Genomic DNA, 12768 nt, shown 5'->3' with positions numbered 1-12768 from the left:
TAACGGCAATAAAAAAGGAGACCCAAAGGTCTCCTTTAATCCATTGAGTCGAGATTAATCAACAATCGCCTTATCGCTGTTGGCCGATTCGGTGGTCAAGCCTTCCACCTCTTTTTCAAAGGCCTTCATCTCGGCCGGCTCTTTGATTGGTGCTACGGTCGGCATCTTCTCAAATACCCAACCTTGGCCTTCCATTTCAGCGGCTTTGCGCACTGGGGATTGGACGGTCAGTACCTTGCGGCCTTGGAATTTGTCACGAGCTTCTAGGTCGATTTGCCAACCTTTCTCTTCGATGTGCTTACGACGTGCCATACGGAAAGTACTCATGAACTTGTCCGACTTAACCGATACTTCGTTGGCCAGAGTTTCTGGCAAGTAGTATGGGTTAGATGCTTCTACAATGTCGGCATCTTCTTTCAAAATGGTGTTAAGACGCTTGATTGAGCCTTTGTCGAACAGCGGCGACTTCATGAAGCTGCGGAACTGGTAAGCAAAGGTTCGAGTGGTGTGCTCGTCCACTGGGGTGTTGGCGTCAAACATCACAATCTTCCAACCTGGACGCAAATCAATTTGAATGCGAACCGTCATACCATTTAGGTACCAAGTTGGGTGTACGCGAGTTTCTTGCTTGTCCTTACGGATCCAGTTACGCCAACCCAAGAAGCCACCTTTCAGGGCAGGTGGGAACATAACATTGGTTGAAGTCGCCCAGTCATCGTGCTTTTCAACCACATCAATAAAGTTATCACCGGCAGTGCTTGGGTAGCCAAATACTGGGTGAACAAAAGAGGCGTGAGCAATGTCGATACCGTTCTCAACAACGCGAGAGGCTTCGGCTTTCCAGGTGAACTCCGCAGGCAGACCGCGGAACTCAGGATCTTCAAACTCAGGTAGCGGCGGGATTTCGTAGCGTTCTTTTTCGTCCAAATCACCCATGAACACCCAAATCATGCCGTAGCGTTCTTCTACTGGGTACGAATCGACCTTGAAGCGAGGTGGCACTTCAAAGTCCTCTCCTTCTGATGGGATCTTTTCACACTTACCTTTGCCGTTGTATTCCCAACCGTGGTACGGACAAACAACGCAGTCACGCTTTTTGTTGACCCAGCCGCCAGACAGCGACCCACCGCGGTGCAAACACACATCCGCAAGCGCTTTTACTTTTCCTTCTAGATCTCGAAAAAGCACTAGGTTCTGGCCCAGAAGCTTAGCTTTGACGGGCTTATCCTTAACTTTGTCGGACCATTCAGCGACGTACCACAGGTTAATTAACATGGCTTGAATTCTCCCAAATTATCTCTTTTATCAAGTCCCTTACGAGCCTTTAGTTTCTATCGATCAAAAGTTTTACAGTTAGTCAAATAGTGTGCAACAACAAATTAAGCCTACTTTTTATAAGGTTTTTTTGTCAATGCTAAATTTTGCTGTTGCAATCTGATTACACCCTATTATTATAACATTATAACAAATGCTGCAAACATTCATTTACATCGACTAACATAAAGGACATTGTTATGAGCAAAGCTGAAGCCGTGTTGACCCCTATCATAGATATGGTAGAAGCCAACCCAAATGTGGATAACCGTAATACATTCAATGCCTTGTGGGGCATCGTCAGCGAGATGATGGAAAAGATTCACGCTCGCTTCGAATTAACCCAAGACCCGTACACCAAAAAATTCGAAGACTACCGCAACTTGTCCAAAGAAGCAGGTGAAGGCAGCCTAAAGGCATACTCTGGCCCAGAAATTGACTGGCTAATTCATTCCTATATTGGTTCGCCAGAAGAGACCTTCTCTAACATGCACATCACTATTAGCTTGGGTCCACAATACGATGTACCTAACTTCGGTTTTGCTCTGGGTACGGTACCTGACTTGTTCATGTATATGGATTACCTGCCGCGCGTCGATTTGTTGGCCAACATGGAGTACGCCGACAAGTACTACACCGAAGTCAACGAAGAGTTTTTAGACCTTCAAGAAGACGACCGCTTCCGCGCCTTTATTAGTCGCGACTTGTTTACTCGCGTGAGCATGACTCCTACTGCCGTGGGTTACTGTGCCGATCACGACGAAGAAGTCATCGCCAAAATCCGCAAAATTGCCCACGCTCGCCTAGACCGTTGGTTGAAGTGGGTAGACAATGCTGAGCCGACGCCTGAAGAAGTTCGCCCGGCGATGATGGCTCGTGACGAGAAAATTCGCATGAACATCTGTGAGCGCGATCCGGCTAACAACTTGGGTGACCGCTTGTTCGGTGAAGAAACCTGCGCCGACATGGTGAAAACCCTATGGGGCGGTACTCGTACCCTGCCTCGTCCTACTGGAAAATAAACCCCTTGCATTTCACTCGTGTATTGGGTGAGATACAAAGTGTTAACAATCCATTGGCGCCTTCGGGCGCCCTGTTGTAGGAGTGCAAGGAATGTCGCAATGGTTAACTTGGGAGTGTCAGGTCTGCGCTTGGGTTTATGATGAAGCCAAAGGCGATCCAGAACACGGCATCCCCCCTCAAACTCGCTGGCAAGATGTACCCGATGACTGGCTCTGCCCAGAGTGCGGCGTCGGCAAAGAAGATTTTGACATGCTAGCCGTCAGCGCAAGTGCCGACGAAGCCGCCCCAGCCCCAACGACTCAGCCGCAAACCAGCAATGATAACCCTTATCTGATTTGGGAATGTCAGGTATGTAATTGGGTTTACGACGAGAGCAAGGGCGATCCTGAGCACGGTCTTGCCCTTGGCACGCGATTCGCCGACATCGACGATGATTGGTTGTGCCCAGACTGTGGCGTAGGTAAAGAAGATTTCGAAGTCATTGGTCAAAGCGCCGGTGATGCTCCAACCCCTGAAGCACCGGCTCAATCGGTTCCAGTGGCCGCGGTTCAAACCCAAATCGACAAATCACAAGACCCTATCGTGATTCTGGGTACAGGTTTGGCCGGTTACAACCTAGCCAAGGCGCTGCGCAAACTCAACCCAACTCAGCCTATCAGCATGTATACCGCTGACGATGGTAGCTATTACTCCAAGCCTTCGCTTTCTACTGGTTTTGCCAACAACAAAAGTGCACAAGCGCTGGCGCTCAAAAGCGCTGAAGAGATGGCGGAATCGTTGGAGATAGATATTCATATTCATTCGCCCATAAAGCGCATCGATGCTGACAATCGCTCAATCGAGTTAGTTAGTGGTGGTCGTCGTTCCTATCACAAGCTAGTGATTGCGGTTGGTGCAAATTGCATTAACGCACCGCTGCAAGGCGATGGTTTGGCGCAAGTGTATCAGGTTAATACGCTGCAAGATTATGCTCGCTTCCGCCTAGTGGCTAAGCATGCCAAACGCATAGCGATTATTGGTGGTGGCTTAATTGGCTGTGAGTATGCCAATGATTTGATTCAATCAGGCTACTCGGTTGACGTAATCGACCCGCTGGCCGCGCCCATTGCTACCTTGCTGCCACAAGCCGCTTCGGCTCGAGTACAACAAGCATTAGAGGCGGCGGGCGTTAACTTCCACTTTGGTACCGTCGCCGAGAGTGTCGACCAAGTTGAAGGCGGTCTAGAAGTGAGTTTGGCCAACGGCGAGACGCTTAGCTGTGATTTGGTACTGTCCGCCATTGGCGTGCGCCCTAACTTGCAACTGGCTCAAGAGGCCGGTCTTAAAACCGAACGCGGCATTTGCGTGGATACTCAGCTGCAAACCTCGAAAGAGCATATATACGCCATTGGTGACTGTGCTCAAGTGTCAGGTTTGGTGTTGTGCTACATCGCTCCGTTAACCGACCAGGTGAAAGCACTGAGCCAAATCCTAACTGGGCAGCCCAGCCAAGTCAGTTACGGCGCCATGCCAGTGCAAATCAAGACCACCCTGCACCCAATCTTGGTGAACCCTCCGGCGAACAACGCTCAGGGCGAGTGGAAAGTGATTGAAGATCAAGCCAGCGGTGTCAATCTGCAATACCTTGACGCGCAGGGCCAGCTCCTTGGTTTTGCTCTGACCGGTGATCAGGTAAAACACGGCGGCGAGCTTCGCAAGCGCTCCCCTAACCTGCTTTAACCCTAATCGCGGCAATTGGCTTGACAAAAGTCATATTGCCGCGCTGTTTCCTTTCAGTTACGCCTAGCTGTCGTTGATACAATGATATAACGATAGTACATTTAAATCATACACAGTGATAAAGGACGAATCAGCCCATGTCGACGAACAAGCCAAGTAATTTCCAACAGGCCATCACTGGCGAATGGCACGGTTTGCCATCGGTGTTCGACGCCGACGGTAACCACACCGGCTTTAACAAAGTGAGCCGCGCTTCAGTGTTTGAAGGTGACCGTACCACCTATTGGATGGAAACCAACTTTATGAACTCTGGTGAGTTGCGCAACCGCTTTGACTTGCCAAATTGCCGTTTTGAATTTGGTGTTATCGACAGCGACCAAGACCGTGTTTACTGCGGTCCTGACTTTGTCGGTGCCGGTCGCCCGTTTGGCATGTTGGTTGACTCTAACTACTATTCGCCCGGTTGGAACTGCGACCTTAAAACCGTCAACTTGGTTTTGCCAGAGCGAGGCATTCAGGTTTACTCATCGCTGCTTTACGAAGGTGAAACTCTGGTATCCGTGTTCAACGGCATCTACAAGGTGACCCAAGATCACGACACCAATCCAGACACTCAAGCAATGATCAGCGATTTCCTAGACGGGGAACGCCAGCGCGCCAGCCAACCTTTCGTTCTACCAGTGAAAGAACAAGGTCAATGGAAAGGCACATTCCAGGTTTACGATGTGAATCAGGAGTACGTGGGTGATGCCGAGGTCGTCATGGACTACCAGCCAACCTCGCTTACCACTGCTGATGTGCAAGTCAAAGTCACCGGTGCAATCGAGAAAGAATACAGCTATAGCCGCACTCGCGTGAACAACAGCCACAGCTACAGCGGCGATGGCAAAGGCAGCATGTACGGCAACGGCCGCTCATACGGTCGCTACTTGTGGAGCGTTCAGCACCTTCACGGCGAAGCCTTCAAAATCCGCTCTCGCGACGCGATTATCGACGATGAAAACAGCATCTGTAGCATCTGGCAGATCTACAAGTCGGGTAAAGAAGCCCTAACCGCCTTTGGTGTGTTGGAGTGGACTGAGACCGAGCAAGTATTAAAAGCCCAGTACGTTAAGTAAGGAGGCGCCATGAGCCAAAGCAAAGACTTTGACCCGCAGCAGTTTCGCCACAGCCTAGGTAAATTTGCCACTGGGGTGACCATTATTACCACCAAGGCCGCGGACGGGGAGCTGATTGGCATGACCGCCAGTAGCTTTAACTCTGTCTCTTTGGATCCACCTATGGTGCTGTGGAGCATTGATAGGCGTGCGCTATCGCTACAAGCATTCACCGAGAACGAGCATTTTGCAGTGCACGTCTTGGGTGAAAGCCAGTCTGAACAGTCGAACTTGTTTGCCCGCCAAGGTGCTGACAAGTTTGGTCAGGTTGCAACCAGCGAAGGCATTGGCGGAGTTCCACTGTTTGAGGAGTACTGCGCTCGCTTTCAATGTCGCTTGGTGCACCAATACGAAGGTGGTGACCATGTGATTATGGTTGGGCAGGTACTCGCCTTTGATACAACGGACGAAAACCCACTGATTTTCCACGGTGGACAATATCGTCAACTGGCCGCTACCGCGTAAAAGAATGCGATAAAGGCCACCCCCCCAGGTTTGTCTTTAACGCATAAAGGAGCCCATCGCTTGCGATGTTGGCTCCTTTTTTTATTCGTTGAACCTGAGCTTTGTGTCAGCTAACCTGACAGAACAAACCAGCTTACTTAAGGTTTAACTCGTGCTCACCATTAACCTGCTACAACTTCAGGCCTTTGTGCTGGCCGCCGAACAAGGCTCTTTCTCGGCCGCTGGACGTAAACTCAAGAAAACCCATTCAGCAATATCGATGACCATCTCTAATTTGGAGTTGGATCTTAACCAGGAGCTGTTTGACCGCAGCACTCGCAACCCCAAGCTCACAGCAGCAGGCGAGGTACTCTACAAAGAAGCCAAGCTAATTTTATCTCGTTGCCAGCACTTTGAGACTCTGGCCGAAGAGTTCCACCCAGAGCAGGAATCCAAGTACACCATTGCTATTGAGCCGGCTTACAACGTGCCACAAGAGCACAAGTTACTGGAGTACATAGACCAAAGCTTTCCGGGACTGGAACTGCAAATTAAACAGCAGTCCTCCGCCGAGATTATTAAGACGGTATTAAATGAAGAGGCGGATATCGGCTTTATTCTGGTGGAACAAGGCATCTTTAGTAACCTAAACACCCTCACCTTGCCCGCAGCAGATCTGATTTATGTAGCAGCGCCCGAGCATCCGTTAAGTGAGCTCGACAAAGTCACGTTGCACGACCTAGAGAAGCACCGACAAGCCGTACTTGAGCGCCCATCGCATCAACAAGACGTGGCGGTTTCACCTTTTGTGTGGCGTTGCGACACAGTGCGATCAGCCGCTGAAATTACCCAGTATGGCTTTACCTGGACCATGGCCGTGAAAGACTTGCTACAAAGCTACCTAGATTCGGGTCTGTTGGTGGAGTTACCCGTCCACCACACGCTAAAACGCTCAATTCCAGCCGCGCTTATTTGGCGCGCAGGACAATCCGATGGCATGGTGCATCAAGGGGTCATTGACTATATGCGATTGCAGCACTCCGGCTAACGCTTTGCTGCAAGAAAAGGCTGTAGCGAAACGCAAAAAGCCCCGCGGTGTGCGGGGCTCTTCAATTTAGCAGCTTGCTAAAGCTTACTTAGGAGACACATCTTTAGTGTGGATACGCTCCCAAACCTTGTCTTCCCAACCTTGGTTGTTCATACCAGGGTGGCAAGGCTCAACACCAGTGTCGTATACAGAAACGTAAACTGGGTTAGGCTTAGCTTCTGGGAAAGGTAGCGCCTGGTCTGCGTATGGGCAGTTAGAAACCACAACGTACATGTCTTTCTCAGCGTAGAACTCAACACCAACACCGTCTTCTACCGGTGGAGCTGGGGCTAGTACACAGCGAGTGATGTTGTCTTCCGCCTGAGTAAACTTGTTCGGCTGGAAGATGTTGATGTCGTTGCGGTCCGCGTGGAACATAGCAACGCGCTTGCGCTCTTCTTCGTCTTCAATTGCAGCAATCGCTGGTACACGTAGGAAAGCGTGGATGAAGTTCTCGTGGCAAGAGTTCACGTTACCTTCTTCACCGTACAGCATTTGTAGCCAGTCAGCGTTACAGTGAGCTGCGAAGAAAATGTGAGTGAAACCTTCGTCTAGCTTGTCTTGTGGGAACTCGTCTTCAACCAAAGTCGCCATCTTCTCTAGGTAACCGCTTTGCGACCATACACCTGAGTCTTGGCGCAAGTTCAAACCTTCTAGGCCTGAGTTGTTCAAGTGGTCAGCCCATTGCTTCAGGTCAGGGGTTACCATTTGTACGTCGATGATTTGAGTACGACCGTTGTGCAAGCTAGGACGCTGTTCAAAGCGAATAACCTGGCCAGCCTTAACGAAGAAAGAGTTACCAGTGTGAGCTTCTAGCAAGTCATCGTATACTTGAGTACGAGTGCCTTCAGACTTGGTTGCACGAACCTTGTTGTAAAACTCAACATCCGCGCCGGCCATACGCTCATAAGTTTTGGCTGGATCGCAATCTTCGTTGTATTCAGTGCTGATAACTTCAGACATGGTTTCACCTTTTCGATTTACAAGTTAAAAACGCATCCTTGACTGAGATTGGCAACTCACTCGTTTGAGTGTCCTTGTTTGCCGTTGATGCGTGTATAGTACCGGAATAAACTTGCAGTCAAAGTCAGTGAACCTTAAGAATTACTTACATATCTATTTGGCTAATCCATAAAAAAGCCCACTCATAATGAGCGGGCTTAGCTTCCCTAATCGAGACGGGTATGAGTCTAGACTAGTCGTCTTCACGCCAGATGTTTGAATCTGAACAATCGATACCCGAGTTGAAGGTCGACCAACAAGTCTGGTAGTTTACTGGAATTGGCTCGTAGCCTTTGCTCTCCAGCATCTTCATGGTCTTAGTACAAGTGCTATCCATAAAGATACGACCATCGCCAATAGCGGTTGAGTTACTGGCACCACGACGTACATCTTCAACAGGAAGCGGCAGGATCTCGTAGTCCTTCATGAAGTCAGGCAAATCGCTCCAGGCGCCGTTCTTGCCGTCGTCAGGCAGACCGATAACACCTTCAACCATGTTCATCATTACGCAGTCTTCGTGGTAACCCAAGTTAGAGTCAAACCACCAGGTCTCTTGCTTGTAACCCAGTTGCGACAGCAGACGCATAAAGATGTCACGACCGCGCGGCCAACCCGCCGCTGTGTGCTCACCAGTGGCTTTCGCCGCGGCGATTTGGCTCTTATCGCCCACACCATAGCCCCAAAGAATGGTTTTGTTAGGCATTAGACGCCAGTCAGCCAAATCCAGACCGCCGAAACCAGGGCCAGAAATGGTTGGGTTTGGCTCGTGGGACAAGAAAGAAATCAATGCCGCTTCTGGATCTTCTTCGATAAGCGCGATAGTCGCAGCGCGCGAAGAGGCTTCACAGCCTTTCACTGGGCCACAAGATTCAGCAACGATGATACCGTTATTGGCACCGCGGAATTTAGACGCCGCGTAGATAGACATCAAGCTAGGGCCATTCCAGGCACCGTTGTAGTTGATGGCCTCTTCTGGGTACCAACCCAACTTGTTTTTGATGATGGTGATGCCAGCTTTTTCATACTGCTCATCACGGTGAGCGATCTCTTCGCAGATTTTCTCAAAACGCTCAGGATCTGCATCGCGCATGGCGCGGCCGCCATTTTCTTTCCAGTTGTTGTACAACTCTTCGCTGGCGTTATCACGAATCAGACCTTTCATCTCTGGAGTCAGAATTGGAATGTCCACCGAGAAGGGGTCGCCAACCATACAAGCGCGCAGCTTGGCTGAACAGTGCTCTTCGTGAACCTTAATGCCTTTTCCACGAACTTGGTCTTCCCAGTGTTGGTTAAACACACTCCATTGCTCAGTTTTGTCTTGCGGCTTGGCTGCAGGATTTTTCATCAAATCTACGCAGCTAGGGTTATTGGTTGCTGACATACTCGATACCTCTATCTGTTAAATGTCGGCCAAGTTCAGGAGACTCGGCGTTAACTCGAGGCGTAATTTAGCGAAAGCTGACGTAAATTCTAAATAAGTTAATTCCCAAAATATTGTAAGTTCAGGCTGAAATACTGATCAATCTTGCGTTTATTGGCTATATTGGCCATAAAACTACATGAATATTGAAAGTTATTGGGATCACCATGCTCTCTCTAGAACAAATGAACATGTTTAAAGTCGCGGTTGAGTCCGGCAGTTTTTCAGCAGCGGCACGCAAACTCAACAAAGGCGTTAGTACGGTCAGCACCGGGGTCATTAATTTGGAAGACTATTTGGGCGTTCAACTGTTTGACCGCAGCACACGAAAACCAACACTGACCCAAGAAGGTGAGCGTCTGTACGCCCGTTCTAAGATTCTGTTTAGCGAGGTCAACCGGATTGAATCTAGCCTAGTGGAACAACCGAGTGAGATAGAGCCAATCATCAGAATTGGCGTGGGTGAATTGGTGCCATCGAGCTTCTTTGAAAACCAAACTGAGGTATTGTCTCGACGCTTCCCCGATACCAGAGTGCGGCTTGAACGCGGTGATCCGATTTCTCTTCAAGCAGGATTAGCTGACGAGCAGTTCGACTTGGTGATCATGGCTCAACAAGGGCAAGTCGACGTTGTGTTTGACGCCAAAGGCATTGGGTTTGTGGAACTGGTGTTAGTTTGTTCGCCGGATTCAAATTTAGCCGATATAGGACTAGTAGACGCGCAAACCCTGTTCACCCAACGTCAAATTGCTTGCCTGAGCCTGAGCATGAACCCGCTCCTGTCCAACGCTCTTTTGTATTCACCTGAGATTTGGGAAACCAGCAGCATGGAAGATTTAGTGAAGTTAGTTGAGCAAGGCCTCGGCTGGGCCTGCATTCCCATGGAATTGGCGCAAGAGCGAATTCAGCTAGGAACCTTAATCGAATTTAAAAGTAACTTACTCAATGCTGGACTTAGCATTCCCATCGACCTAGTGCAGTTGGCCGGCTCTGAAGCAGGACCCGCGAAACGCTTTTTAATCGACGAGTACCTTAAATAAAAAGGCCGCGGAAGCTCCGCGGCCAAAAACTGTTGAATTTGGTTTCTAGTTAGAGCACTTCTGCATTAAAAACGCAGTTGAGTGCGAATGCCCAAAACCACTTCGTCGTTGCGGGAGCGGTCTAACGGTCGCACTAGCTGAACATTGGGGCTAACCCTCAACCACGGAAATACCGCAAAGTTGTAATAGGCTTCGGCCATTTGTTCATTGCGAATAGCGGTTGGCCAAGTCGGGTCAACAATCTCGTGGCTGAGGTCGTAAGCGGCGTACGCCACACCCCACATGTCGTCTTTGCGACCTTGCATCAAGTTGTTACCACCAATACCCAGCATGAAGTGTCGAGCGATAAAGTTCGGGTTTCGATCGGTGACACCGATACGGCCGAACAGGCCCCAACCTTTGGATGGGTCATCAGCGTCGTGCTGCAGGAACTGCTGGAAGCTATAACCGCCAAACCAGCGTCGGTTTACCGGCTCGCCGGTGCGTAAATTCGGGTGCTTTTGATCGCTCGCGGTGGCGTTAAAGGTGTGATAACCCATGCGCCCGGCAATACTGATAGGCAAAGTAATATTGGCCATTGCACTGGTGCCGTCTTCAAAGGTGTGCGAGATAGGACGACCATTGTCACCTTGTGTGTTGCGCGGGTCGTAAACCATAAAGCTCATTAGGGCTTTGCTGGTGTTTACATTAAGCATTACGCCTGTGGTGTACGGCGATACCAGGCCATTGATTGCTGCGGCAATGCCTAGGTTGGTAAAGGTATCCATGCCGCTGCCACCTTGCAAAGGAGCCGCTTCGCTCAAGGCGAACATGTCGAACTTACCGGCACTAATGCTAACCGTATCATTAAACTTTTGAGTGACGTTTAGCGAGGTTTCGTTTTCTCGTGGAAACACCATAGCCGTGTTGTATGGCAGCAACACACCGTTTTGGCCAAAGCCGCGATTAAAGTTAGCCTGACCGTGAACCATGGTATGGCGCAGGTTCACCGAGAAGCCTTTCCATAGCCCCAGCTTTTCGCCGTCGAAGTTCATCACTAAATCGCCACGTCCGCCATTTTGCGAGCCGTTGCCATCAGTAGCGCCTGACAGGTTTTGTTGGAAGTTGGTGTAGCGCAGGTCCAAGTCGACACCGGAATCTCTCAGTTTCTGTTTCGCAGTGCCAGGCCCATCGAGTAAGGCTTGGCGGTTGCTTATCGGATTGTCGTTAGCTTGTGCTGAGCTAACTCCCAGGCACAACAAAGTCGCCATACAGGCGTGTGATAGTCGTTTCATAACAAAGCGTTCTTTAAAAGCAGTAAAAGCGCTAGAGAAGGCTCTAGCGCTTACAAGAGGAGATTAGGCGTCAGCGGTTTTTTCAGCGTCTTTGGATTTTTTCTTAAACAGACCGTCGGTCTTTTGCTTTAACAGCTTCACCACGTCTTTACCCAAGTAAAAAGGCAAGCCAAAAAACAGGATCTCACCAACCAGAGTTGCTGCGAGCATTGCCATCAATGTGGCGTCTTGAAATACCGCACCGGAAACAATTGTATTCCAAATGCCTGCGTCACTTCCTCCGGTAACGACTGCGACTCGAGCGGCTACCGCCACTAACAAAGGGGTCATCGCAAAAGTGAGGAAAAACCACACTCCAGCAGCAATCATTTTCGGAGGCGTACCGAGCGCCTGCTTTAAGGTCATTTGTTGGTCAGACATAAGAGATACCTCAGTTTCAGATTAGGAAAAAAACAGCACAGACTCGAAAAGCCGTAAGACTGTTTTGTCGCTTAATGGATTTGAAGCTCACTATACGGGATAAGGCTTAAACAAAAAGCCAATTAACTGTCAGATAAACTTACACAACAGTCGCCACCTTTAAAGGTGGTTTAAGACTCAGATCAAAAAGGCCAGTCATTGACTGGCCTTCTCCGTGGAACACGCTTTAGCTTATTTAGGTGCGGTAAACTTGGCGAATGCGTTCTCAACTTCTTGTAGGCCTTGAGCAATATCTGCATCGGCCTGAGCTTTTTGCCACCACTGATGCAGTAACGGATAATCCTGCAGCTGAAGGTCTAATCCCATCGCTTTTGGCGTGGCAAGCACGAAGAACATAACTGGTGCCACGGCAATGTCTGCGATATCCACCGGTCGATCGGTTAACTCGGGATCTTGCGCTAACAGTGCATTTCCCTTGGCCAATTGCGCTTTGATTGCAGCGATTTCCGCTTCGGTATTGGTAGCTTCACCGCGCAGCAACCCTGCAAATAAACCAAACACCGCAGGCGCCAAGTGCAGATCAGCGTAGCGCACCCAAGTATTGATGCGAGCCTGCTCCAATGGTGAGCGCTCAACCAGCGAATAGGTTTGCTCTAAAAAGCTCATAATGGCCCATGACTCTGGAATTTGCTGACCATTGTCCAAAACTAAAACGGGAATTTTTCCCAGTGGATATTTCGCCAAAAATTCCGGTGTGCGCAGCGGCAAATCCGGTGCGACGATCTCAATGGGCAGACCGTATTTACGGACCAGAATTCGTACACGTGTGGAGTATGGCGACAGGTCGCTACTCAATAGTTGCATAATC

Annotated in this window: 12 protein-coding genes; 6 read left to right on the top strand and 6 right to left on the bottom strand. The window is 49.6% G+C overall.

The annotated features are described in order from the left end of the window. Nucleotides 1-54 precede the first annotated feature (54 nt). Nucleotides 55-1275 carry an aromatic ring-hydroxylating dioxygenase subunit alpha gene (locus tag CLC93_RS06495; RefSeq protein ID WP_095505160.1) on the bottom strand — a complete coding sequence of 407 codons (1221 nt, stop codon included), beginning with the start codon at nucleotides 1273-1275 and terminating at the stop codon, nucleotides 55-57. A 239-nt stretch (nucleotides 1276-1514) separates the two neighbouring features. Between CLC93_RS06495 and CLC93_RS06490 the strand changes: the two genes are divergently transcribed. The 5 genes from CLC93_RS06490 to CLC93_RS06470 all read left to right on the top strand — a co-directional run bounded on the left by CLC93_RS06490 (nucleotide 1515) and on the right by CLC93_RS06470 (nucleotide 6705). After that, entirely contained in the window at nucleotides 1515-2336 is an 822-nt protein-coding gene (locus tag CLC93_RS06490) for a hypothetical protein (protein ID WP_095505159.1), read from the top strand. Between the two features lie 91 nt (nucleotides 2337-2427). Beyond that, nucleotides 2428-4056 (top strand): FAD-dependent oxidoreductase, encoded by a 1629-nt coding sequence (locus tag CLC93_RS17835; protein WP_095505158.1) that lies wholly within the window; start codon nucleotides 2428-2430, stop codon nucleotides 4054-4056. Nucleotides 4057-4193: 137 nt separating this feature from the next. After that, nucleotides 4194-5174 (top strand): cupredoxin domain-containing protein, encoded by a 981-nt coding sequence (locus CLC93_RS06480; protein ID WP_095505157.1) that lies wholly within the window; start codon nucleotides 4194-4196, stop codon nucleotides 5172-5174. 9 nt (nucleotides 5175-5183) lie between these two features. Continuing rightward, entirely contained in the window at nucleotides 5184-5678 is a 495-nt protein-coding gene (locus CLC93_RS06475; RefSeq protein ID WP_095505156.1) for a flavin reductase family protein, read from the top strand. A gap of 151 nt (nucleotides 5679-5829) precedes the next feature. After that, nucleotides 5830-6705 carry a LysR family transcriptional regulator gene (locus CLC93_RS06470; protein ID WP_095505155.1) on the top strand — a complete coding sequence of 292 codons (876 nt, stop codon included), beginning with the start codon at nucleotides 5830-5832 and terminating at the stop codon, nucleotides 6703-6705. Nucleotides 6706-6789: 84 nt separating this feature from the next. Here the strand turns inward: CLC93_RS06470 and CLC93_RS06465 are convergent, their stop codons facing one another. Continuing rightward, nucleotides 6790-7707, bottom strand: a complete 918-nt coding sequence (locus tag CLC93_RS06465; protein WP_095505154.1) for a DUF1989 domain-containing protein — start codon at nucleotides 7705-7707, stop codon at nucleotides 6790-6792. 232 nt (nucleotides 7708-7939) lie between these two features. Next, on the bottom strand, nucleotides 7940-9127 hold the full coding sequence (locus tag CLC93_RS06460; RefSeq protein ID WP_095505153.1) for a hypothetical protein: 1188 nt from the start codon (nucleotides 9125-9127) through the stop codon (nucleotides 7940-7942). 206 nt (nucleotides 9128-9333) lie between these two features. Between CLC93_RS06460 and CLC93_RS06455 the strand changes: the two genes are divergently transcribed. Next, complete coding sequence (locus CLC93_RS06455) at nucleotides 9334-10206, top strand: LysR family transcriptional regulator (RefSeq protein WP_095505152.1); 873 nt, start codon at nucleotides 9334-9336, stop codon at nucleotides 10204-10206. A 65-nt stretch (nucleotides 10207-10271) separates the two neighbouring features. Here CLC93_RS06455 and CLC93_RS06450 read toward each other — a convergent pair whose 3' ends face one another. The 3 genes from CLC93_RS06450 to CLC93_RS06440 form a co-directional block, all read right to left on the bottom strand. Next, nucleotides 10272-11480 (bottom strand): carbohydrate porin, encoded by a 1209-nt coding sequence (locus CLC93_RS06450; RefSeq protein ID WP_095505151.1) that lies wholly within the window; start codon nucleotides 11478-11480, stop codon nucleotides 10272-10274. Nucleotides 11481-11543: 63 nt separating this feature from the next. Next, on the bottom strand, nucleotides 11544-11900 hold the full coding sequence (locus tag CLC93_RS06445) for a hypothetical protein (RefSeq protein WP_095505150.1): 357 nt from the start codon (nucleotides 11898-11900) through the stop codon (nucleotides 11544-11546). Between the two features lie 231 nt (nucleotides 11901-12131). Further along, on the bottom strand, nucleotides 12132-12764 hold the full coding sequence (locus tag CLC93_RS06440) for a glutathione S-transferase family protein (RefSeq protein WP_095505149.1): 633 nt from the start codon (nucleotides 12762-12764) through the stop codon (nucleotides 12132-12134). Nucleotides 12765-12768: the final 4 nt, after the last annotated feature.

Origin of the sequence: Paraferrimonas sedimenticola (genome assembly GCF_002282855.1) — a bacterium.
Lineage (GTDB): Bacteria > Pseudomonadota > Gammaproteobacteria > Enterobacterales > Shewanellaceae > Paraferrimonas > Paraferrimonas sedimenticola.
This window is presented reverse-complemented; position numbering and strand designations above follow the sequence as displayed.

Excerpts from the sequence above, each read along its gene's own strand:
- CLC93_RS06445 (WP_095505150.1), bottom strand. The coding sequence starts at position 11,900 with ATGTCTGACCAACAAATGACCTTAAAGCAGGCGCTCGGTACGCCTCCG.
- CLC93_RS06480 (WP_095505157.1), top strand. The coding sequence starts at position 4,194 with ATGTCGACGAACAAGCCAAGTAATTTCCAACAGGCCATCACTGGCGAA.
- CLC93_RS17835 (WP_095505158.1), top strand. The coding sequence starts at position 2,428 with ATGTCGCAATGGTTAACTTGGGAGTGTCAGGTCTGCGCTTGGGTTTAT.
- CLC93_RS06460 (WP_095505153.1), bottom strand. The coding sequence starts at position 9,127 with ATGTCAGCAACCAATAACCCTAGCTGCGTAGATTTGATGAAAAATCCT.
- CLC93_RS06455 (WP_095505152.1), top strand. The coding sequence starts at position 9,334 with ATGCTCTCTCTAGAACAAATGAACATGTTTAAAGTCGCGGTTGAGTCC.
- CLC93_RS06465 (WP_095505154.1), bottom strand. The coding sequence starts at position 7,707 with ATGTCTGAAGTTATCAGCACTGAATACAACGAAGATTGCGATCCAGCC.
- CLC93_RS06495 (WP_095505160.1), bottom strand. The coding sequence starts at position 1,275 with ATGTTAATTAACCTGTGGTACGTCGCTGAATGGTCCGACAAAGTTAAG.
- CLC93_RS06490 (WP_095505159.1), top strand. The coding sequence starts at position 1,515 with ATGAGCAAAGCTGAAGCCGTGTTGACCCCTATCATAGATATGGTAGAA.
- CLC93_RS06475 (WP_095505156.1), top strand. The coding sequence starts at position 5,184 with ATGAGCCAAAGCAAAGACTTTGACCCGCAGCAGTTTCGCCACAGCCTA.
- CLC93_RS06440 (WP_095505149.1), bottom strand. The coding sequence starts at position 12,764 with ATGCAACTATTGAGTAGCGACCTGTCGCCATACTCCACACGTGTACGA.
- CLC93_RS06450 (WP_095505151.1), bottom strand. The coding sequence starts at position 11,480 with ATGAAACGACTATCACACGCCTGTATGGCGACTTTGTTGTGCCTGGGA.